This is a genomic window from Sphingomonas sp. RIT328, from assembly GCF_000632225.1.
In the GTDB taxonomy this organism is placed as follows: Bacteria; Pseudomonadota; Alphaproteobacteria; order Sphingomonadales; family Sphingomonadaceae; genus Sphingomonas; species Sphingomonas kyungheensis.
The window spans coordinates 15,334-34,463 of record NZ_JFYV01000001.1 but is presented as its reverse complement, the minus strand read 5'-3'; the positions used below and the strand labels follow the sequence as shown (position 1 = coordinate 34,463).

Annotated in this window: 22 protein-coding genes; 11 read left to right on the top strand and 11 right to left on the bottom strand. The window is 67.9% G+C overall.

Features of this window, described 5'->3' with window-relative positions:
• Nucleotides 1-37: 37 nt before the first annotated feature.
• The 5 genes from dnaG to BW41_RS00180 all read left to right on the top strand — a co-directional run bounded on the left by dnaG (nucleotide 38) and on the right by BW41_RS00180 (nucleotide 6,305).
• On the top strand, nucleotides 38-1,918 hold the full coding sequence (gene dnaG, locus BW41_RS00200) for a DNA primase (protein WP_037530154.1): 1,881 nt from the start codon (nucleotides 38-40) through the stop codon (nucleotides 1,916-1,918).
• Nucleotides 1,918-3,954, top strand: a complete 2,037-nt coding sequence (rpoD, locus tag BW41_RS00195) for an RNA polymerase sigma factor RpoD (RefSeq protein ID WP_037530151.1) — start codon at nucleotides 1,918-1,920, stop codon at nucleotides 3,952-3,954. The genes dnaG and rpoD overlap by 1 nt, the downstream gene beginning before the upstream one ends.
• Nucleotides 3,955-4,097: 143 nt before the next feature.
• Entirely contained in the window at nucleotides 4,098-4,412 is a 315-nt protein-coding gene (locus tag BW41_RS00190; RefSeq protein ID WP_051583135.1) for a hypothetical protein, read from the top strand.
• The gene (locus tag BW41_RS00185) at nucleotides 4,409-5,959 is read left to right on the top strand and encodes a PepSY-associated TM helix domain-containing protein (RefSeq protein ID WP_051583134.1); all 1,551 of its coding nucleotides are present in this window, start codon (nucleotides 4,409-4,411) and stop codon (nucleotides 5,957-5,959) included. Before BW41_RS00190 ends, BW41_RS00185 begins: the two co-directional genes overlap by 4 nt.
• Nucleotides 5,952-6,305, top strand: coding sequence for a hypothetical protein (locus tag BW41_RS00180; protein WP_037530148.1), 354 nt, complete (start codon nucleotides 5,952-5,954; stop codon nucleotides 6,303-6,305). The genes BW41_RS00185 and BW41_RS00180 overlap by 8 nt, the downstream gene beginning before the upstream one ends.
• A 59-nt stretch (nucleotides 6,306-6,364) precedes the next feature.
• Here the strand turns inward: BW41_RS00180 and rplS are convergent, their stop codons facing one another.
• Genes rplS through BW41_RS00160 form a run of 4 tightly spaced genes read right to left on the bottom strand, consistent with a single transcriptional unit; the run spans nucleotide 6,365 to nucleotide 8,144 of the window.
• A complete protein-coding gene (gene rplS / locus BW41_RS00175) occupies nucleotides 6,365-6,757 on the bottom strand; it encodes a 50S ribosomal protein L19 (protein WP_037530145.1) in 393 nt (130 codons plus the stop codon).
• 4 nt (nucleotides 6,758-6,761) lie between these two features.
• Nucleotides 6,762-7,487 carry a tRNA (guanosine(37)-N1)-methyltransferase TrmD gene (trmD, locus tag BW41_RS00170; RefSeq protein ID WP_037530142.1) on the bottom strand — a complete coding sequence of 242 codons (726 nt, stop codon included), beginning with the start codon at nucleotides 7,485-7,487 and terminating at the stop codon, nucleotides 6,762-6,764.
• Nucleotides 7,484-7,879 (bottom strand): type II toxin-antitoxin system VapC family toxin, encoded by a 396-nt coding sequence (locus tag BW41_RS00165; RefSeq protein WP_037530139.1) that lies wholly within the window; start codon nucleotides 7,877-7,879, stop codon nucleotides 7,484-7,486. Before BW41_RS00165 ends, trmD begins: the two co-directional genes overlap by 4 nt.
• The gene (locus BW41_RS00160) at nucleotides 7,872-8,144 is read right to left on the bottom strand and encodes an AbrB/MazE/SpoVT family DNA-binding domain-containing protein (protein ID WP_037530773.1); all 273 of its coding nucleotides are present in this window, start codon (nucleotides 8,142-8,144) and stop codon (nucleotides 7,872-7,874) included. The genes BW41_RS00165 and BW41_RS00160 overlap by 8 nt, the downstream gene beginning before the upstream one ends.
• A 51-nt stretch (nucleotides 8,145-8,195) precedes the next feature.
• On the opposite strand from BW41_RS00160, the gene BW41_RS00155 reads away from it, so the two are divergent.
• A complete protein-coding gene (locus BW41_RS00155; protein ID WP_051583133.1) occupies nucleotides 8,196-9,104 on the top strand; it encodes an NAD(P)/FAD-dependent oxidoreductase in 909 nt (302 codons plus the stop codon).
• Between the two features lie 709 nt (nucleotides 9,105-9,813).
• On the opposite strand, the gene rimM is transcribed toward BW41_RS00155, so the two are convergent.
• From rimM to BW41_RS00135, 5 genes are all read right to left on the bottom strand, one after another.
• Nucleotides 9,814-10,314: a ribosome maturation factor RimM gene (gene rimM / locus BW41_RS00150; protein ID WP_037530134.1), complete on the bottom strand. Its 501-nt coding sequence runs from the start codon at nucleotides 10,312-10,314 to the stop codon at nucleotides 9,814-9,816.
• Nucleotides 10,280-10,429: a hypothetical protein gene (locus tag BW41_RS21405; protein WP_200870313.1), complete on the bottom strand. Its 150-nt coding sequence runs from the start codon at nucleotides 10,427-10,429 to the stop codon at nucleotides 10,280-10,282. The genes rimM and BW41_RS21405 overlap by 35 nt, the downstream gene beginning before the upstream one ends.
• A 57-nt stretch (nucleotides 10,430-10,486) precedes the next feature.
• Nucleotides 10,487-10,906, bottom strand: coding sequence for a 30S ribosomal protein S16 (gene rpsP, locus BW41_RS00145; protein ID WP_037530130.1), 420 nt, complete (start codon nucleotides 10,904-10,906; stop codon nucleotides 10,487-10,489).
• Nucleotides 10,907-10,946: 40 nt separating this feature from the next.
• On the bottom strand, nucleotides 10,947-12,455 hold the full coding sequence (gene ffh / locus BW41_RS00140; RefSeq protein WP_037530128.1) for a signal recognition particle protein: 1,509 nt from the start codon (nucleotides 12,453-12,455) through the stop codon (nucleotides 10,947-10,949).
• Between the two features lie 163 nt (nucleotides 12,456-12,618).
• A complete protein-coding gene (locus BW41_RS00135) occupies nucleotides 12,619-13,152 on the bottom strand; it encodes a DUF924 family protein (RefSeq protein WP_037530126.1) in 534 nt (177 codons plus the stop codon).
• A 40-nt stretch (nucleotides 13,153-13,192) separates the two neighbouring features.
• On the opposite strand from BW41_RS00135, the gene mtaB reads away from it, so the two are divergent.
• Genes mtaB through BW41_RS00120 form a run of 3 tightly spaced genes read left to right on the top strand, consistent with a single transcriptional unit; the run spans nucleotide 13,193 to nucleotide 16,202 of the window.
• Nucleotides 13,193-14,596 (top strand): tRNA (N(6)-L-threonylcarbamoyladenosine(37)-C(2))-methylthiotransferase MtaB, encoded by a 1,404-nt coding sequence (gene mtaB, locus BW41_RS00130; protein WP_037530124.1) that lies wholly within the window; start codon nucleotides 13,193-13,195, stop codon nucleotides 14,594-14,596.
• A complete protein-coding gene (gene ftsY, locus BW41_RS00125; RefSeq protein WP_037530122.1) occupies nucleotides 14,593-15,531 on the top strand; it encodes a signal recognition particle-docking protein FtsY in 939 nt (312 codons plus the stop codon). The genes mtaB and ftsY overlap by 4 nt, the downstream gene beginning before the upstream one ends.
• Nucleotides 15,532-15,563: 32 nt before the next feature.
• Entirely contained in the window at nucleotides 15,564-16,202 is a 639-nt protein-coding gene (locus BW41_RS00120) for an inner membrane-spanning protein YciB (RefSeq protein ID WP_037530120.1), read from the top strand.
• Nucleotides 16,203-16,342: 140 nt separating this feature from the next.
• On the opposite strand, the gene BW41_RS00115 is transcribed toward BW41_RS00120, so the two are convergent.
• Nucleotides 16,343-16,948, bottom strand: a complete 606-nt coding sequence (locus BW41_RS00115; protein WP_037530117.1) for a superoxide dismutase — start codon at nucleotides 16,946-16,948, stop codon at nucleotides 16,343-16,345.
• An 85-nt stretch (nucleotides 16,949-17,033) separates the two neighbouring features.
• Nucleotides 17,034-18,098, bottom strand: coding sequence for a phage shock protein operon transcriptional activator (gene pspF, locus BW41_RS00110; protein WP_037530115.1), 1,065 nt, complete (start codon nucleotides 18,096-18,098; stop codon nucleotides 17,034-17,036).
• 174 nt (nucleotides 18,099-18,272) lie between these two features.
• Here pspF and BW41_RS21930 point away from each other — a divergent pair, with 174 nt between their 5' ends.
• Nucleotides 18,273-18,407 carry a hypothetical protein gene (locus BW41_RS21930; RefSeq protein WP_268747098.1) on the top strand — a complete coding sequence of 45 codons (135 nt, stop codon included), beginning with the start codon at nucleotides 18,273-18,275 and terminating at the stop codon, nucleotides 18,405-18,407.
• A gap of 56 nt (nucleotides 18,408-18,463) precedes the next feature.
• Nucleotides 18,464-19,129: a phage shock protein PspA gene (gene pspA, locus BW41_RS00105; RefSeq protein ID WP_037530113.1), complete on the top strand. Its 666-nt coding sequence runs from the start codon at nucleotides 18,464-18,466 to the stop codon at nucleotides 19,127-19,129.
• The last annotated feature ends 1 nt before the right edge of the window (nucleotide 19,130 follow it).

Here is a 19,130-nt window from a genome sequence, read left to right as displayed (position 1 = left end):
CCGAATGGCGCCCCAGCGCGCATGGTAAAATCACGGCATGAGTCTTTCGCCGGCCTTTCTGGACGAACTGCGTGCCCGCACGTCGCTGTCCGCGCTGATCGGCAAGACGACCAAGCTGCAGAAGGCCGGGCGCGAGATGCGCGGCTGCTGCCCGTTCCATAACGAGAAGACGCCCAGCTTCTACGTCAACGACGACAAGGGCTTCTATCATTGCTTCGGCTGTTCGGCGCATGGCGATGCGATCCGCTGGATGACCGATCAGCGCGGCCTCCCCTTCATCGACGCGGTCAAGGAACTGGCGCAGGCCGCCGGCATGGAGATGCCGGCACAGGATCGCGCCTCTGCCGCCAAGGCGGAGCGGGCGAAGGGCCTGCACGAGGCGATGGAGGATGCCGCCGCCTGGTTCACCGAGCAGCTCCATGGCATCGCCGGCGCCGAGGCGCGCGCGGTGCTCGCCAGGCGCGGCATCTCGGCGGAGACCGCGCGGGCCTTCGGCATGGGCTTCTCGCCCGACAGCCGCGGCAAGCTGCGCGCCGCGCTCAAGGACTATGGCGACGCCGCGCTGATCGAATGCGGCCTGCTGATCCAGGTCGACGGCAAGGAGCCCTATGACCGGTTCCGCGGCCGACTGATGATCCCGATCCGCGACGCGCGCGGCCGGGTGATCGCCTTCGGCGGCCGCGTCATCGGCGAGGGCGAGCCCAAATATCTCAACTCGCCCGACACGCCGCTCTTCGACAAGGGGCGCACGCTCTACAATCTCGACCGCGCCGCGCCCGCCGCGCGCAAGTCGGCACGCATCCTCGTCGTCGAAGGCTATATGGACGTGATCGCGCTGGCGCAGGCGGGGATCGGCGATGCGGTGGCGCCGCTCGGCACCGCCTTGACCGAGGCGCAGCTCGAACGTCTGTGGCGGATCAGCGACGTGCCGATCCTCTGCCTCGACGGCGACAGCGCCGGACAGAAAGCGGCGCTGCGCGCGGCGCATCGCGCGATGCCGATGCTCGGCAACGGTCGCAGCCTCGCCTTCGTCACCCTGCCCGAGGGGCAGGACCCCGACGACCTCGTCCGCGGCGGTGGCCGGGCGGCGATGGAGGCGCTGCTCCAGCAGCCTCAGCCGCTGGTCGATCGCCTCTGGCAGAGCGAGGTCGCCGCGGGCGCGCTCGACACGCCCGAGCAGCGCGCCGGGCTCAAGCAGCGGCTGCACGAGCTCGCCGCGACGATCGCCGACGGATCGGTGCGCAAGGAATATGAAAGCGACTTCAAGAACCGCTTCTACGAACATTTCGCCCCGAAACGCCGCGCCTTCACCCCCGCCGCGCCGCGCGCGCAGGGCAAGCGCGGTGCCGACGGCCAGTGGAAGCCGCCGATCGCCCCGCCGACCGAGGATGCCAAGGCCTTCCACGCCGCCGGCATCGACCGCGTGCTCGCCAAGGCGATCCTCGCCGGGCTGATCCGCCACCCGGTCGAGATCGCGCGGCATATGGAGGTGCTCGGCAGCCTCAAGCTGATCGACGGCGCGCTCGGCCGGCTGTTCGAGGCGGTGGTCGACGTCGCGCTGGAGGATCAGGCGCTTGATAGCGCGCGCCTGCGCACCATATTGGCGAAGTCCGGTTTCGATGCGATCGCGAGCGATCTGCTGAGGGCCGATACGATGCCCTATTCGTTCACGCAGAGCGGCGGCGACCCCGCCCGCGCCCGTGCCGACCTCGACGAAGCGATCGCCATCATGGTGGCGCGCCCCGAAGTGGACATGGCGCTCGGTGAAGCGACCGCCTCGATGCAGGCGCACTTCACCGCCGAGGCGTTCGAACGGCAAGTGGCGTTGGTGAAAGAGAAACAGGGCTTGGAGCTTCGACTTGCAAATCTGGTGCAGTCGAACGAAGACGCCCGATCGTTTGGATCCGAGGGTAATTGATGGCGAAGGTTAACGGTAGCGGTGGCGATGAGGGTGCGGACGTGACCGACGCGCCGCTGATCGACCTCAATGACGCCGATATCAAGAAGCTGGTCGCCCGCGCCAAGAAGCGCGGCTACATCACTTACGACCAGCTCAACGAGGCGCTGCCCCAGGATCAGATGTCGTCCGATCAGCTCGAGGACATCATGTCCGCGCTGAACGAGATGGGCGTCAACATCGTCGAGAACGAGGAAGCCGGCGAGGACGGCGAGGACAAGGAGCCGGCCGAGGACGACGAGGCCGAGCCCGTCGAGGCCGATGGCGACGGCTCCGCTGCGCCCGCGCTCGAGACCAAGAAGAAAGAGACCGTCGATCGCACCGACGATCCGGTCCGCATGTACCTGCGCGAGATGGGCGCGGTCGAGCTGCTCAGCCGCGAGGGCGAGATCGCCATCGCCAAGCGGATCGAGGCGGGTCGCGACACGATGATCCTCGGCCTGTGCGAATCGCCGATCACCTTCAACGCGATCATCGACTGGTCGACGCAGCTCAACGAAGGCACGATGCAGCTGCGCGAGATCCTCGATCTCGATGCGATGCTGTCCAAGGGTCCGTCGGCCGAGCAGGTCGAGGGGGCCGAGGACGACGAATCCGGCGAGATCAGCGAGAAGACCGCCGGCGCCAGTTTCAAGGACGAGGAAGAGCCCGAGGAGCCGTCCGCGGACGACGATGACGAATCGGGTGAGCCGCGCGCGCCGCGTCCCTCGGACGACGAGGATGAGGACAATACGCTCAGCCTCGCGCAGATGGAGGAGACGCTCAAGCCGCAGGCGCTCGAGCGGTTCGCCAACATCACCGCGCTCTACAAGAAGTTCAGCAAGATCCAGCAGGCGCGGCTCGACGCGATGCAGGCGGGCGGCGAGCTGTCGGCGGCGGACGAGCGCAAATACCAGAAGCTCCGCGAGGAACTCACCGCCGAGGTGGAGAGCGTCCAGTTCCACAACGCCAAGATCGAATATCTCGTCGACCAGCTCTACGCGTTCAACCGCCGGTTGACCGCACTGGGCGGGCAGATGCTGCGCCTCGCCGAACGGCACAAGGTCAGCCGCAAGGACTTCCTCGACCGCTACGTCGGCCACGAGATGGACGACACCTGGCTGCAGACGGTCGGCAAGCTCGACAAGAAATGGGCGAACTTCGCCAACAACGAAGCCGACGCGGTCGACCGCATCCGCGGCGAGATCAGCGAGATCTCGCAGCAGACCGGCATGGCGCTCACCGAATTTCGCCGCATCGTCAACATGGTGCAGAAGGCGGAGCGCGAAGCGCGCATCGCCAAGAAGGAGATGGTCGAGGCGAACCTGCGCCTCGTCATCTCGATCGCCAAGAAATACACCAATCGCGGCCTGCAATTCCTGGATCTCATCCAGGAGGGCAATATCGGCCTGATGAAGGCGGTGGATAAGTTCGAATATCGCCGCGGCTACAAATTCTCGACCTATGCGACCTGGTGGATCCGGCAGGCGATCACCCGCTCGATCGCCGATCAGGCGCGCACCATCCGTATCCCGGTGCATATGATCGAGACGATCAACAAGCTGGTCCGCACCAGCCGCCAGTTCCTCCACGAACAGGGTCGCGAGCCCACGCCGGAGGAAATGGCGGAGCGCCTGAGCATGCCGCTTGAGAAGGTGCGCAAGGTGATGAAGATCGCCAAGGAGCCGATCAGCCTCGAGACGCCGATCGGCGACGAGGAGGATTCGCATCTCGGCGACTTCATCGAGGACAAGAATGCGGTGATCCCGGTCGACGCCGCGATCCAGGCCAACCTCAAGGAAACGGTGACGCGGGTGCTCGCCTCGCTGACCCCGCGCGAGGAGCGCGTGCTGCGCATGCGCTTCGGCATCGGCATGAACACCGATCATACGCTCGAAGAGGTCGGCCAGCAGTTCAGCGTGACGCGCGAGCGCATCCGCCAGATCGAGGCGAAGGCGCTGCGCAAGCTCAAGCATCCGAGTCGCAGCCGCAAGATGCGCTCCTTCCTCGACCAGTAAGCCGACAGGGGCCGCCGGAGACGATCCGGCGGCCCCTTCGCTATCGGCTCGCGCGGGCAAATCACCGCCGCGTGAAATACGCTATTGATAGGCGTTCGCAAGACGGGCTATACGACCGGCATGGCCGGCACGACCCGCTCCCTATGCTGATGAAGGCGACCCCGCCCTGCCCCACGCCCGCGGTGTCAAAGGCGCGCTGGCCGATGGTGCTGCGCTGCCTCACCGCGCTGATCGGCGGCTATGCGGCGACGGCGGGGCTTTCGGCGCTGTCGGCGCGGCTGCTGCCGATCGACCGGGCGGAGGCGACCGGCTGGGCGCTGATCCTGTCGATCCTGCTCTATCCGGTGATCGCCCTGTGGTGCTTCCACGAGCCGCGGCTCGGCCGCATTCTCGCCGGCGTGTGGGGCAGCGCCCTGCTCTGCGCCGCGCTGCTCTGGTGGCTCGGAGTGCGCGCGTGAACGGCTCGCTCCGGCGCAACATGGCGTGGATCCACGGCTGGCTCGGCCTCGTCGCCGGCTGGCTGCTGTTCGCGATGTTCCTGACCGGCACGGCGAGCTATTTCCGCCCCGAAATCACCCGCTGGATGCAGCCCGAGGTCGATGCGCATGCCGTCCCGGCCGGGGTCGCGGCGACCAGCGCAGTCCGCTATCTGCAATCGGTCGGTCCCGACGACGAAGCCTGGTACCTCTCGCTGCCGACCGACCGCGAGCCGGTCACCCGCGTCTTCATCACGCCCAATGCCAAGGCCGCCGACACGGGCCACAATCGCCCCAACGAACTGTCGCTCGACGGCGTGACGGGCCAGCCGGTGCACGGCCGCGAAACCCGCGGCGGCGAACATTTCTATCGCTTCCACTTCCAGCTGCAATTGCCCTATCCCTGGGGACGTTGGCTCGCCAGCCTGTGCGCGCTGTTCATGCTGGGTGCGATCATCTCGGGCGTGGTGACGCACAAGCGCATCTTCGCCGACTTCTTCACGCTGCGCTGGAACAAGGGGCAGCGCAGCTGGCTCGACGCGCACAACGTCTCGGCGGTGCTGGCGCTGCCCTATCACGCGGTGATCACCTATACCGGGCTGATCACGCTGGTCGTGATGTACATGCCCTATCCGATCCTCAGCAACTACGCCAAGCCGGCCGATTTCGCGCAGGCGGCCTATCGCTATCCGGCCGAGACGGCGGCGGCGGGCCGCGCCGCGCCGCTCGTGCCGGTCGCGCCGCTGATCGCCGATGCGCAAGCCCGGTGGCACGCGCCGGCGGCGATCGTGACGATCCGCAACCCCAATGACGCCGCCGCGGCGGTGACCATCTACCGCTCGCCCCGCGCCTCGCTCAATGCGCGCGGACCGACGCTGACCTACAGCGGCGCGACCGGGCGGCTGATCGCGGCGAGCGGTGACGCCGGGCCGGCGCTGACCACCGCCGGGGTGATGCTGGGCCTCCACGTCGCGCAATTCGCGCGGCCGGCGTTGCGCTGGACCCTGTTCGGACTCGGGCTGACCGGCGCGGCGATGGTCGGCACCGGGCTGCTGCTGTGGACCGCGGCACGGCGACGCCCCAATGCCGCCCCCTTCTTCGGGTTGCGGCTGGTCGAGCGGCTCAACATCGCGACGATCGTCGGGCTGCCGATCGGCATGGCCGCCTTCCTGCTCGCCAACCGGCTGATCCCCGCCGATCTGCCCGGCCGCGCCGACCGGGAGGTCGCGGCGATGTTCTGGACCTGGGGCGTGGTGGCATTGCTCCAGTTCGCGCGGCCGACGCGTCGCGCCTGGCGCGAGGGCTTCGCCCTCGGCGCACTGGCCTTCGCCGCGATCCCGCTGGCCAATGCCGTGACGACCGGGCGCGGGCTACCGGGCTCGCTGCTGCGCGACGACACGTTGTTCGCTGCCTTCGACCTGGCGATGCTCGCCATCGCCATCCTCTTCGGCGTCGCCAGCTGGCGCGCCGGCCGACCGCCGCGGCCCGCCGCGCGCCGTATCCGCCAGACCGAGACGATCCATGCCTGAGACCATCCTGCTCTCCGCCACCGCCTGGCTGCTCTTCGCCGGCGCCTCGTTCCGCTTCCGCCGCGAGGCGGGTACGGCGAGCCGTGGTGAGCTATGGTTGCTGCGCGGCGGCGCGGCGGCGCTGCTCGCCGTCGCGCTGCTCCATTGCGGCGCCCCGCTGAGCGGCGAACGCTGGGTGCGCGCGCTGACCGGCGCGTCGATCGGCGCGGTGATCGTCGTGCTGGCGCTGTCGGCGCAGCCGATCGCCGCGCTCGCTCCGGCGCGCTGGCTGCTCGCGGCCAAGCGCCGCGCCGCCGCATCGCTCGCCGCGCTGCTGCGCAGCCCGGCCACCGCCGCCGACCGCTGACGCGAAAAGGGCGCGGGAGGAAGCCTCCCACGCCCTTATTTTTCCACCGAACCGACGGATTATTCCGCGGCGACGGTGCCCTTGGCGGGACGCGTGTCGCGACGCTCGGCGATACGCGCCGACTTGCCGGTACGGCCACGCAGATAATAGAGCTTCGCGCGACGCACCGCACCCTTGCGGACGACGTCGATCGAATCGATGTTGGGCGAATAGAGCGGGAAGACGCGCTCGACGCCCTCGCCGAAGCTGATCTTGCGCACGGTGAACGACGAGCCCATGCCCTTGTTCGACCGGGCGATGCACACGCCTTCGTAATTCTGGACGCGGGTCCGCTCGCCTTCGACCACCTTGACGCCGACCTTCAGCGTATCGCCGGGACGGAATTCGGGGATCGCACGCTTCGCGGTCAGCTTTTCGATCTGCTCGGCTTCGAGCTGCTGGATCAGGTTCATCGCATCAGTCCTTCTCGTGCCGCGCGCCAGAGGGAGGTCGGACCCGAGCGCCCTCGTGGCGCTCCCACAGATCCGGCCTCCTTAGCCGTGTATCGGTCTCGGCCATCGACTTGCGCCAAGCCGCGATCCTCGCATGATCCCCCGATCGCAGCACTTCGGGGATCGTGCGCCCTTCCCAATCGAATGGTCGGGTATATTGCGGATATTCGAGCAGCCCCGTTTCGAAGCTCTCGTCCACACCGCTTGAAGCCGCGCCCATTACGCCGGGGAGCAGCCGAATGCAAGAGTCGAGCAGCACCAGCGCCCCCATCTCGCCACCCGACAGGATATAGTCGCCGATCGACACCTCCTCGATAGCACGGCCGGCGAAGATGCGCTCGTCGAAGCCCTCGAACCGGCCGCACAGGATGATGACGCCGGGACCGCCGGCGATGGCGCGGACCTTGGCCTGGGAGAGCGGCCGCCCCCGCGGCGTCATCGCGAGGATCGGGCGGTCGTCCGCGACGCTGTCGACCGCGGCGGCGAGCACGTCGGCGCGCAGCACCATCCCGGCACCGCCGCCCGCCGGCGTATCGTCGACCGAGCGATGCCGATCGGTGGCGAAGTCGCGGATCTGGACCGGATCGCACCGCCACCCCCCTTCGCGCAACGCCCGCCCGGCGAGCGATACCCCGAGCGGCCCGGGGAACATCTCGGGGTAGAGGGTGAGGATCGTCGCAGCGAAGGTCATTGGGTCCAGTTTTCCACGGAGAGGCCGGGGATATCGGCATAATCCGACACGTTGGCGGTGACGACGGTCAGCCGCAACGCCAGCGCATGCGCGCCGATGAGCCGATCGAACCGGCCGCGGCGGAAGGGTAGTCGCTGATAGGCCTCGGCGGCCGTGGTATCGAACGGCAGCGGCGTGATGAGATCGAAGAACGCACGCATGGCGCGCATCGCATGGCCGTCCGCCGGATCGACGCCCCGCAGCACCTCGGCATAGACGACGGCGGAGGTGACGACCTCACCCAAGGCACATGATTCCGCCCGGTGACGCGCACGGTCCGACAGCGCCTCCAGCAGGTAGATGCAGATGTTCGAGTCGAGCAGGAAACGGGGTGCGACCCGGAGATCAGTCACGCTGCAACAGCGCCCCGGCCCAATCGAGGTCACGCGGCTCCATCATCCGGTCTTCCGGTGCCAAGGGCTTCAATCCCGGACAGGAACCGTAGATGCCGGTCAGGTCGATCTTCTTCCGCACAGGCGGCGCAGCCTCGATCACGAAGGCCCCGCGCTCCTCCCGCAGGATCATCTCGTCCCCTTCCTTCAGACCCAGCGCCTTGGGTAAGCGCAACGCAACCGAATTTCCTGATTTGAACACCTTGGCGCGATATTCGTTAGCCATGCCAATCTCCGTATCTACGGGACGTATATACATGCAGCTGAGCCTTCAAGCGTGACCGACGATTGCATCATCATCGGCGCCGGCCCCGCCGGGCTGACGGCCGCCATCTATCTGGCGCGCTTTCACCTTTCGATCCGGCTGTTCGACAGCGGGTCGAGCCGCGCGGCGATGATCCCGTGCACGCACAATCATGCCGGCTATCCGGACGGCATCGCCGGCAAGGACCTGCTGGGGCTGATGCTCGCCCAGGCGGAGCGTTACGGCGCGCACCGCGAGGAGAAGAAGGTCACCGCGATCGAGCCAGACGGCGAGGATTTCACCATCGTCACCGATCACGGCCGGTATCGCGCGCGCACCGTGCTGCTGGCGACGGGGGTGGTCAATCACCGGCCCAACATCCTGCCGGAGGTGCACGACCCGGCGCTCGAACGCGGCCTGTTCCGCTATTGCCCGATCTGCGACGGCTATGAGGTGACCGACAAGCGCGTCGGCGTGATCGGCACCGGCGACCATGGCATGCGCGAGGCGATCTTCCTGCGCGGCTATAGCCGCGACATCACCCTGATCGCGCCGGACGCCGAGCATCGGCTCGACCCCGCATGCGTCGCCCGGCTCGATGCGGCGGGGATCGCGCGCGTCGCCGGTCCGTGCGGCAATTGGCAGATCGAGGGCAATCGTCTCGCGCTCGATACGGCGGACGGGCGGATGGCGTTCGACAGCGTCTATCCGGCGCTGGGATCGCGTATCCGCTCGCATCTCGCGGTGGCGGCGGGGGCGCGGGCGAATGGCGACGGCTGCCTGGAGGTCGACGATCACCAACGCACCAGCGTGCCGGGGCTGTTCGCGGCGGGGGACGTGGTCAAGGGGCTCGACCAGATCAGCCATGCGATGGGCGAGGCCGGGGTCGCGGCGACGACGATCCGCAACACGCTCGCCGAGCGACAGCCGATCCGGCGGTGATGGCCGGGTCCGCCGCCGGCGGCGTTCCTGCGAGGGTAGCGCGGCGGCTGGGGCGGGTCTTTTGCATATCCGCTGTCCGTGGCGAAGTCAGGCGGGTGGCGTGAGTCCGTCTAGAGGTTCGCCCGACTGGACCCCGGCCTCCGCCGGTATGGGCGGTTGGGAAAGGTGGTGGCCTTGGCCTGGCCCGCGCTAAGGCGAGACCCTTGCACCCTTGGTCATGCCGGACTTGTTCCGGCATCCACGGTTCCGCGGGAGCGTAAGCCGTTAACTTTGCGGAACGGTGGACCCCGGAACACGTCTGGATTGACGCAGCGCTTTGGGCGACGGTGCGCTTCGGGTAACGCCACGTTTGAGTGACCGAACGCCCTAGGCCGCGGCCCGCTTTGGGTGCCGCCGAGCCTCTTCGCAGTGCTCCCGCGCGGCGGCATCCTTGTGGTCTTCACCCGGTAAGCCGTTGTTCTGCTTGGCCACTGGATTCCCGCCTGCGCGGGAATACGGGACGGCTTGGCACGCGGCGCGGGTGTCGCGGCGATCGTGTCAGCCCGCTGACGTGGACAACTTGGACACCTTAACGGAAACGATCCGCTGCGATCGTTTCGATTCCTGCGCTACGAGCGACTCACATTAGAAAGAGCGTGCGCGAGGATAGCCCGTCAGGGGACTATAGGACAGATCGCTTGGGCCGATTGCGCCCGTCACCGCCACCGCGTCATTCGACGAAGTCGGCGGTCACCACCAGCCGGTCTGCGTTCCATTCGGGCACCGCGTCGGCGTTCATCGGCACCATGAAGCGTTTGCCGTCGGGCCGCTCGATCTCGAGCACGTCGCCGGCGCCGAAATTCTCGATCAGCACCACACGGCCCAGCGCGCTGCCGTCGGTCGACACCGCCGGCAGGCCCATCAGATCGGCATGATAATATTCGCCGTCGCCGAGCGGCGGCAGCGCCGAGCGCGGCACGGTCAATTCGGTACCACGCAGCGCCTCGGCGGCGTTGCGGTCGGCGACTTCGGCGAATCGGACGATCAGGCCGTTGTTACCGGCCTGCGCCGATTTGAGCGTCAGCGCGCCCTGGTTGAAGCTCTTGTAGCTGCCGAAATCCTCGGCGAAGACCTTGAGGCGCACCTGGCCGTTGACGCCGTGCGCGCCGATCACCACCGCGAGCGTGACGCTGGGCTCAGCCCGGCGATCCGCCGTCTCCTGCTGGGGCATCATCGTCTCCCTCTGCGGGTTCGGTGGCCGAGACGCCCTGATTGGTGGCATCGTCGGTCGCAGCCGCGTCGGTCGATTCGTCGGCGGCGGTACGGGGATCGGGTTCGGCGGCCATGATGCGTCAACTCCTCGGAATGAGAGGCTATCAACGCACCATGGCCGGCTTCGATGCTTACGCCTCGGCAGTCTCGGCGTCGGCGGCAGGCGCCTCTTCGGCCGGGGCGGCGGCAGCGGCGGCGGCGGCCTCTTCCTGCGCCTTCAGCTTCTCGGCCCGCTCTTCGGCGCGCTCGGTCGCCTTCTCGCCCGGCTTGCCCTTGTTGGGGTTGCTGCGCGCGGCGCGCTCACGGATACCGGCGACGTCGAGGAAGCGCGCGACGCGGTCGGTCGGCTGCGCGCCGTTCGACAGCCAGTATTTGGCGCGCTCGGCGTCGAGGACGATGCGGTTCTCGGCGTCCTTGGCGAGCAGCGGGTTGTAGTTGCCGATCTTCTCGATGAACTTGCCGTCGCGCGGGCTGCGCGCGTCGGCGACGACGATCCGGTAATAGGGACGCTTCTTGGAGCCGCCACGCGACAGGCGAATGCTGAGTGCCATTATAATCTTCCTTCGTTCTAAGTCGTTTGCGTAAAAGGTGTTATTTCTTCTTGAGAAGATTTTCGAAACCGGGCGGAAGCTTGGGCATGCCGTCCTGGCCGCCGCCGAGGCCGGGCAGCCCCTTGGGCAGGCCGCCGCCGGCCTTGTCCATCATGTCACCGAGCCCGGCGCCGCCGATCGCATTGCCGAGGCCGCCCATGCCGCCCTTGCCGAGCATCGCCATCATGCCCTTGAGACCGCCCATCTTCTTGATCTTCTTCATGGCGGTCGACATTTCCTGGTGCATCTTGAGGAGTTTGTTGACCTCCTGCACCGTCGTGCCCGATCCCTTGGCGATGCGGATCTTGCGCTTGGCGTTGATCAGCTCAGGCTTGGTCCGTTCCTTGACGGTCATCGAGCCGATCATCGCATCCATGTGGATCAGCATCTTGTCGCCGCCGGCGGTGGCGAGCGCGCCCTGCGCCTTCTTCATCCCCGGCATCATCCCGGCGAGCGCGCCGAGACCGCCCATCCGGCGCATCTGCTGGAGCTGGCCGCGCAGGTCGTTCATGTCGAACTGACCCTTGGCGAGCCGCGCGGTCATCCGCTCGGCGTCTTCCTGCTGGATCGATTCGGCGGCGCGTTCGACCAGGCTGACGACGTCGCCCATGCCGAGGATGCGGCCGGCGACGCGGCTGGGATGGAAGGCTTCGAGCGCGTCCATCTTTTCGCCGGTGCCGGCGAATTTGATCGGCTTGCCGGTGACCGCGCGCATCGACAGCGCGGCACCGCCGCGCGCGTCGCCGTCCATCCGGGTCAGCACGACGCCGGTCAGCGGCACCTGTTCGGAGAAGTTCTGCGCGACGTTGACCGCGTCCTGCCCGGTCAGCGAATCGACGACGAGCAGGATCTCCTGCGGCGTGGCGATCTCCGCCACCGCCTTCATCTCGTCCATCAGCGCCTGGTCGACGTGGAGCCGGCCGGCGGTGTCGAGCATCAGCACGTCATAGCCCTGGAGCTTGGCGGCGTGGAGCGCGCGGCGGGCAATGTCGACCGGCTGCTGGCCGGGGACGATCGGCAGCGTCGCCACCTCGACCTGCGTGCCCAAGGTCGCGAGCTGTTCCTGCGCATTGGGGCGATTGACGTCGAGCGACGCCATCAGCACCTTCTTGCGGTCACGCCCGCCGACGCCGGCGGCGAGGCGCTTGGCGATCTTGGCGGTGGTCGTCGTCTTGCCCGAGCCCTGCAGGCCGACCATCATCACCACCGCGGGCGGGGTAACGGAGAGGTCCAGCTCCGACGCGTCGGCGCCGAGCATCTCGACCAGCGCGTCGTTGACGATCTTGACGACCTGCTGCCCCGGCGTGACCGAGCGCAGCACGTTCTGGCCGACCGCTTCCTCGGTCACCTTGTCGACGAACTGGCGCGCGACCGGCAGCGCGACGTCGGCCTCGAGCAGCGCGACGCGCACTTCGCGCATCGCCGTCCGCACGTCGGCCTCGGTCAGCGCGCCACGGCCACGCAGGCGGTCGAATACGCCGCCAAGCCGGTCGCTCAGACTGTCGAACATCGCCTCGAAACCCTTATCATGCCACGCAACGCAAAAGACGCCGGCGGGCGAAACCTCGCCGGCCAGCGTGCACCCATGGGCGCTTCATCGATCGCATTCCGTGGAGGAACGTGCATCGCTGTTAGTCGAAAGTGACGATGGAGGCAAGAGTGGCCGCTTGGTCCTACCAGCCGGCATCCGGCCGGGCGAGATAGGCGCGTTCCGCATCGGTCGATTCGCGTCCCAGCGCGGCATTGCGGCTCGGGAAGCGTCCATAGGCTGCGATCACGTCACGATGATCGTGTGCGAAGGCGATGTTATCCGCAAGCCCCAGCGCCTCGAACTTCGTCACCGACAGGTCCTGCTCCGCCAGATCCTCCGCATGCATCAAGGGCATGTAGAGGAAGACGCGCCGTTCTGGCGGATAGCGCCCCTCCCAGCCCCGTCCGATCGCGGTGTGCGTCAATTCGCGCGCAAGGCCGTCCGCCGCATAGGCCTCCGCCGCGCCGCGATGCAGATTGCGCGAGAATTGGTCGAGCAGAATGATCGCCGCCAGCAGCGTATCGGGATCGTCGCGCCAGCCTTCCGCCCGCGCGCGCAGCACGCCATCGCGCATCGCCGCGAAGCGTGCGGCGATCGTCCGGTCGAGGGCGTCGTCCTTGGCGAATTGCTGTTCGCTGGTCAGCCCGAACCAGAAGTCGAGGACCGCCGTCGCCATGTCATGGACTTGGGCTCCATCACTGACTAAATCGCCCGCCATGCCTGCTCCCGCGCCAGAGGTGATCTCCCTCGGCTGCCGCCTCAACATCGCCGAGAGCGAAACGATCCGGACGCTCGTCGCCGGGCGCGATACCGTGGTCGTCAACTCCTGCGCGGTGACCAACGCCGCGGTCAAGGCGACGCGCAGCGCGATCCGCCGGGCGCGGCGCGACCGGCCGTACGCCGAGCTGGTCGTCACCGGCTGCGCGGCGCAGATCGACCCGCAGGGCTTTGCGGCGATGCCCGAGGTCGACCGGGTGATCGGCAATGGCGAGAAACTGTCGCGCGCGGCGTGGGACAGCCTCGCCCCCGTCGTGGTCGGCGACATCATGCAGTTGCGCGATACCGCGCCGCATCTCGCCGCGAGCTTCACCGGCCACGCCCGCGCCTTCGTCGAGGTGCAGAACGGCTGCGACCATCGCTGCACCTTCTGCGCGATCCCGTTCGGCCGCGGGCCGAGCCGGTCGGTGCCGGCGGGCGCGGTGATCGACCGGATCGCCGCGCTGGTCGACGCGGGCCATGGCGAGATCGTGCTGACCGGGGTCGATCTGACCAGCTATGGCCATGACCTGCCCGGCGCGCCGACGCTGGGGCATCTGGTCGCGCGCATCCTGCGCCATGTCCCGGCGCTGGCGCGGCTGCGGCTGTCGTCGCTCGATTCGATCGAGATCGACGCGCGGCTCGAGGCGCTGATCACCGGCGAGGCGCGGATCATGCCGCATCTCCACCTCTCCTTCCAGGCGGGCAACGACCTGATCCTCAAGCGGATGAAGCGCCGCCACAGCCGCGCGCAGGCGGTGGCGACGGTGGCGCGGCTCAAGGCGGCGCGGCCCGATCTCGCGATCGGCGCCGACCTGATCGCCGGCTTCCCGACCGAGGATGACGCGATGTTCGCCGACACGCTCGCGCTGATCGACGATGCCGATATCGTCCACGGCCATATCTTCCCCTATTCGCCGCGCGCCGGCACGCCGGCGGCGCGTATGCCGCAGGTCGCCCCGGCGACGATCAAGGCGCGGGCGGAACGGTTGCGCGCCGCGGCGGCGCGGCGGCGGACGGCATGGCTCGACGGGCAGGTCGGCACGGTGCAGCAGGTGCTGCTCGAACGGCCGGGGACCCGCGGCCATGCGGGAAATTTCGCGGAGGTGTCGCTTGCGCCGATCGGCGTCGCGCACGGGGACGGCCGGGCTTCGACAGGCTCAGCCCTGACGGATCATGGGGACTTTGGCGGTGGCAGTCGTGAAGACACCGCGCCCCCCTCCCCCGGCCGCCCTGAGCCGGTCGAAGGGCAGGCCTCCGCAAGCGCCGCGCTTTCGCGTCCAGTCACCCGCAACCCCGGCGATATCGTCGCGGTCCGCATCACTGCCGCCACCGACACCCAGCTGCTAGGGACGATGATATGAGCACCACCCCCACCTGGCACGAGCGGCTGCTCGGCGGATTCAAGAAGACGTCGGACCGGCTGGTCGGCAATCTCGCCGGCCTCGGCGGCGCGCGGCTCGACGAGGCGACGCTCGACGAGGTCGAGGAGGCGCTGATCGCCTCCGACCTCGGCCCCGACACCGCCGGCAAGATCCGCACCCGCCTCGCCGAGGGGACGTTCGAGCGCAACATGGAGGAGCTCGGCATCCGCCTCGTCGTCGCCGAGGAGGTCGAGAAGACGCTCGCCCGCGTCGCCCGCCCGATCGAGATCGAGGCGTTTCCGCGGCCGCAGGTGATCCTCGTCATCGGCGTCAACGGATCGGGCAAGACGACGACGATCGCCAAGCTCGCGCATCTGCTGATGGAACAGGATTACGGCGTGATGCTGGCGGCAGGCGACACGTTCCGCGCCGCGGCGATCGGCCAGCTGCGCACCTGGGCCGACCGGGTGGGCGTGCCGATCGTCACCGGGCCGGAGGGCGGCGATGCCGCGGGCGTCGTCTGGGACGCGGTGAAGAAGGCGACCGAGACCGGCATCGACGTGCTGATCGTCGACACCGCCGGCCGGTTGCAGAACAAGCGCGAGCTGATGGACGAACTCGCCAAGATCCGCCGCGTGCTCGGCCGGATCAACCCGGCGAGCCCGCATGACGTCGTGCTGGTGCTCGACGCGACCACCGGCCAGAATGCGCTCAGCCAGATCGCGGTGTTCAAGGAGGTGGCGGGGGTCACCGGCCTCGTCATGACCAAGCTCGACGGCACCGCGCGCGGCGGCGTGCTGGTCGCCGCGGCGGAGAAATACGGCCTGCCGATCCACGCGATCGGCGTCGGCGAGGGGATGACCGACCTCCGGCCGTTCGACGCCAATGAGGTGGCACGGATCATCGCCGGCGTCGATCAGGGGGCGCGCAAGTGACCGCGGCACGGCCATCCTCCCCCGGCCTGCGGATGGGCATCGAATATGGTCCGCTGCTCGTCTTCTTCGCGGTCAATTTCCTCTTCCCCGCGGCGCTGGCGATGAAGCTGGTCGCGGCGGGCACCGGCTTCCTCTCCGATCTCGACCGCGCCGGTGCGCTGGTGATCGCCAAGGTGATCGTCGCCACCACCGCCTTCGTCGTCGCGACGGTGATCGCGATGGCGGTATCGAAGGCGAAGCTCGGCGCGGTGTCGCCGATGCTGTGGATCTCGGGCGGCTTCGTCGTCGTGTTCGGCGGGCTGACCGTCTGGTTCCACGACCCCAAGTTCATCCAGATGAAGCCGAGCTTCGTCTACGGCATGTTCGCCGCCGTGCTCGCTTTCGGGCTGATCACCGGCCGGCCGTTGCTGCAGGGCCTGCTCGGCACCGCCTATCCGGGGCTGGACGCGGTCGGCTGGCGCAAGCTGACGCGCAACTGGGCGCTATTCTTCGTCGCGATGGCCGCGCTCAACGAGGCGGTGTGGCGGACGACGAGCTGGGATTTCTGGGTCGGGTTCAAATTATGGGGGGCGATCCCGCTCACCCTGCTGTTCGCCTTCGCCAACGTGCCGATGCTGCTCAGGCACGGGCTGAATACCGAAGACCCGCAAGCGGGCATTCCGCCGGAATAATCCTCCCCGGCACGGGGAGGGGGACCGCCGGCGAAGCCGGTGGTGGAGGGGGCTCTTCACGCAGCGCATCGCTTGCGGAAGCCCCCCTCCACCAGCCTGCGGCTGGTCCCCCTCCCCGCTAGCGGGGAGGAATTTGGGAATTACGCCGCGTCGAAACGCTTGCCGGCTTCGTCCCAGTTGACGATGTCCCACCACGCCTTGAGATAGCCGGGGCGATCGTTCTTGTAGGTCAGGTAATAGGCGTGTTCCCACACGTCATTGCCGAGGATCGGCGTGCCCTTGTCCTTGGCATCGTCCATCAGCGGATTGTCCTGGTTCGGCGTCGACGTCACCTTGAGCGCGCCGCTCGAATCCTTGATCACCCAGGCCCAGCCCGAGCCGAACTGGCCCGCGCCCTTGGTGTTGAAATCCTCCTTGAGCTTGTCGAGCCCGCCATAGGCGTCGATCGCGTCCTTGAGCGCGCCGGACGGCTGCGTCGAACCCTTGGGCGCCATGATCTTCCAAAAGAAGTCGTGGTTCCAATAGCCGCCGCCATTGTTGCGGACGAGCGGCGGCAGCGACGAGATGCGGCCGAGGATGTCCTCGATCGACAGGCCTTCGAGGCTCGCGTCGGCGGCGACGCCTTCGTTGAGCTTGGCGGTATAGGCGGCATGATGCTTGTCGTGGTGGAAGGTCATCGTCTCCTTGGAGATGACCGGCTCCAGCGCGTCATAGTCATACGGCAGCGGCGGCAGTTCGAATGCCATGGCTAAGGCTCCTTTCGGTAGGGACAGTGTCGTCCCGGCGTTAACGCAGGTCTTTGCCTAATGCTCCCCCGCCGTTACGCAAGCGTTACGAGCCCGTCGCGTTGATCAGCTCGTGTCGGCGCAGCGCGTGGCGCAACTGATCGTAGCTGAGCCCGAGCGCCTCGGCGGTGGCGCGCTGGTTGAAGCGATGGTCGGCGAGCGCACGGGCGAGCAGCTCGCGTTCGAATTGCGCGACGCGCGACTTGAAGTCGGACGGTCCGGCCTCGCAGGCGGCGACCGGGCTGTCCTCGGGCGGCGCATCGGCGGCCGAAGACGCGGACGCGGATGCAGGCGCGGGCGTTGCCCGGCGCGGCCCGCCGCCCGCCCCGCCCTGCGGCCGGAACGGCGAGGCGAAGGGATCGATCTCGATTGCGTCGACCGGGCCGTCGCCGTCCCAGCGATAGACCGCGCGCTCGACGACGTTGCGCAGCTCGCGGACGTTGCCCGGCCAGCGATAGGTGTGCAGCTGGTCGAGCGCGCGCGGGCCGAAGCCGGGCCAGCGATCCCAGCCGATCTCCGACGCCATCCGCCGGCCGAAATGGTCGGCGAGCACCGCGATATCGCCGGTACGCGCGCGCAGCGGCGGCAGCGTCACCACCTCGAAGCTCAGCCGGTCGAGCAGATCGGCGCGGAATTCGTGCGCATCGACCTTGTCGGGAAGATGTTCGTTGGTCGCCGCGACGATCCGCACGTCGACGCGCGCCGGCCGCGACGCGCCGATCCGGGTGATCTCGCCATATTCGACCGCCCGCAGCAGCCGCTCCTGTGCCGCCATCGACAGCGTGCCGAGTTCGTCGAGGAACAAGGTACCGCGATGTGCCTCCTCGAATCGGCCGGCGCGCGCCTTGGTGGCGCCGGTGAAGGCACCCGCCTCATGGCCGAACAGTTCCGCCTCGATCAGCGACTCGGGCAGCGCGGCGCAATTCATCACCACCAGCGGCTGGTCCCAGCGCGGCGACAGGCGGTGGAGACGCTCGGCGACCAGCTCCTTGCCGGTACCGCGTTCGCCGATCACCAGCACCGGGCGATCGAGCGCGGCGGCGCGGCTGGCACGCTCCAGCGCGTCGAGAAAGGCCCCCGATTGGCCGATCACCTGCGAGGTCCGTTCCATCGCCAACATCTGGCGCAAAACGCCAAGACTATGCAAGCATCCGCCGGTGTTTTACATATAGATGACACCGAAAAGTGACGCTTTTGCGTGCTTTTCGGATTTGGCACGCCTCCTGCAAAGCATCGGACAGACCGCCACACGGCGGGAACAAGGTTCAGATATCAGGAGGTTTCCATGTTCAATTCCGACACCGGCCGCAAGCTCGCCGCGATCGTCTGCACCGTCCTGTTCAGCGCCACCTGTGTCGCTGGCGCGGTCGGTCCCGCCGCGGCCAGCCACAGTGTAGCGACCACGCAGCAGAGCGCGTAACATGGTCGCAAAGCCGGCGCCCCGTCGCGCCGGACAGTCTTAGGAGCAAAGAATCGATGGGCATTTTTTCCCGCACCCGCGACATCGTCGCCGCCAATTTCGCCGACCTGCTCGAAAAGGCGGAAGATCCGGCGAAGATGATCCGCATGATCATCCTCGAAATGGAGGAGACGTTGGTCGAGGTGCGCGCCTCCGCTGCCCGCACCATCGCCGACCAGAAAGAGATGCGTCGCCATATCAGCAAGCTGGAGCAGTTGCAGGACAGCTGGACCGAGAAGGCCGAGCTGGCGCTGAGCAAGGATCGCGAAGACCTCGCCAAGGCGGCTCTGGTCGAGAAGCAGAAGGCCGCCGACATGGCCGAGCAGCTCAAGATCGAGATCAAGGTGCTCGACGACGCGCTGCGCGCCTCGGAAGAGGATATCGCCAAGCTCCAGAAGAAGCTGACCGAAGCGCGCACCAAACAGTCGAACGTCCAGACGCGGCTGGAAAGCGCCAACAACCGCTACCGCCTGCGCGAGATGTATGCCGGCCCCAAGACGCACGAGGCGTTCAGCCGCTTCGACGTGCTCGAACGCCGGGTCGACGATGCCGAAGGCCGCGCCGAGGCGCTGGGTCTCGGCGCACCGAAGAGCCTCGAGGAAGAGATCGCCGAGTTGCGCCAGAGCGACAAGGTCGATGCCGAACTCGCCGCGCTCAAGGCGCGCCTGAAGAAGGAGGGGTGAA

Excerpts from the sequence above, each read along its gene's own strand:
- dnaG (WP_037530154.1), top strand. The coding sequence starts at position 38 with ATGAGTCTTTCGCCGGCCTTTCTGGACGAACTGCGTGCCCGCACGTCG.
- rpoD (WP_037530151.1), top strand. The coding sequence starts at position 1,918 with ATGGCGAAGGTTAACGGTAGCGGTGGCGATGAGGGTGCGGACGTGACC.
- BW41_RS00190 (WP_051583135.1), top strand. The coding sequence starts at position 4,098 with ATGCTGATGAAGGCGACCCCGCCCTGCCCCACGCCCGCGGTGTCAAAG.
- BW41_RS00180 (WP_037530148.1), top strand. The coding sequence starts at position 5,952 with ATGCCTGAGACCATCCTGCTCTCCGCCACCGCCTGGCTGCTCTTCGCC.
- rplS (WP_037530145.1), bottom strand. The coding sequence starts at position 6,757 with ATGAACCTGATCCAGCAGCTCGAAGCCGAGCAGATCGAAAAGCTGACC.
- trmD (WP_037530142.1), bottom strand. The coding sequence starts at position 7,487 with ATGACCTTCGCTGCGACGATCCTCACCCTCTACCCCGAGATGTTCCCC.
- BW41_RS00160 (WP_037530773.1), bottom strand. The coding sequence starts at position 8,144 with ATGGCTAACGAATATCGCGCCAAGGTGTTCAAATCAGGAAATTCGGTT.
- rimM (WP_037530134.1), bottom strand. The coding sequence starts at position 10,314 with ATGCCCCAGCAGGAGACGGCGGATCGCCGGGCTGAGCCCAGCGTCACG.
- BW41_RS21405 (WP_200870313.1), bottom strand. The coding sequence starts at position 10,429 with ATGGCCGCCGAACCCGATCCCCGTACCGCCGCCGACGAATCGACCGAC.
- rpsP (WP_037530130.1), bottom strand. The coding sequence starts at position 10,906 with ATGGCACTCAGCATTCGCCTGTCGCGTGGCGGCTCCAAGAAGCGTCCC.
- ffh (WP_037530128.1), bottom strand. The coding sequence starts at position 12,455 with ATGTTCGACAGTCTGAGCGACCGGCTTGGCGGCGTATTCGACCGCCTG.
- BW41_RS00135 (WP_037530126.1), bottom strand. The coding sequence starts at position 13,152 with ATGGCGACGGCGGTCCTCGACTTCTGGTTCGGGCTGACCAGCGAACAG.
- mtaB (WP_037530124.1), top strand. The coding sequence starts at position 13,193 with ATGCCTGCTCCCGCGCCAGAGGTGATCTCCCTCGGCTGCCGCCTCAAC.
- ftsY (WP_037530122.1), top strand. The coding sequence starts at position 14,593 with ATGAGCACCACCCCCACCTGGCACGAGCGGCTGCTCGGCGGATTCAAG.
- BW41_RS00120 (WP_037530120.1), top strand. The coding sequence starts at position 15,564 with ATGGGCATCGAATATGGTCCGCTGCTCGTCTTCTTCGCGGTCAATTTC.
- BW41_RS00115 (WP_037530117.1), bottom strand. The coding sequence starts at position 16,948 with ATGGCATTCGAACTGCCGCCGCTGCCGTATGACTATGACGCGCTGGAG.
- pspF (WP_037530115.1), bottom strand. The coding sequence starts at position 18,098 with ATGGAACGGACCTCGCAGGTGATCGGCCAATCGGGGGCCTTTCTCGAC.
- BW41_RS21930 (WP_268747098.1), top strand. The coding sequence starts at position 18,273 with ATGTTCAATTCCGACACCGGCCGCAAGCTCGCCGCGATCGTCTGCACC.
- pspA (WP_037530113.1), top strand. The coding sequence starts at position 18,464 with ATGGGCATTTTTTCCCGCACCCGCGACATCGTCGCCGCCAATTTCGCC.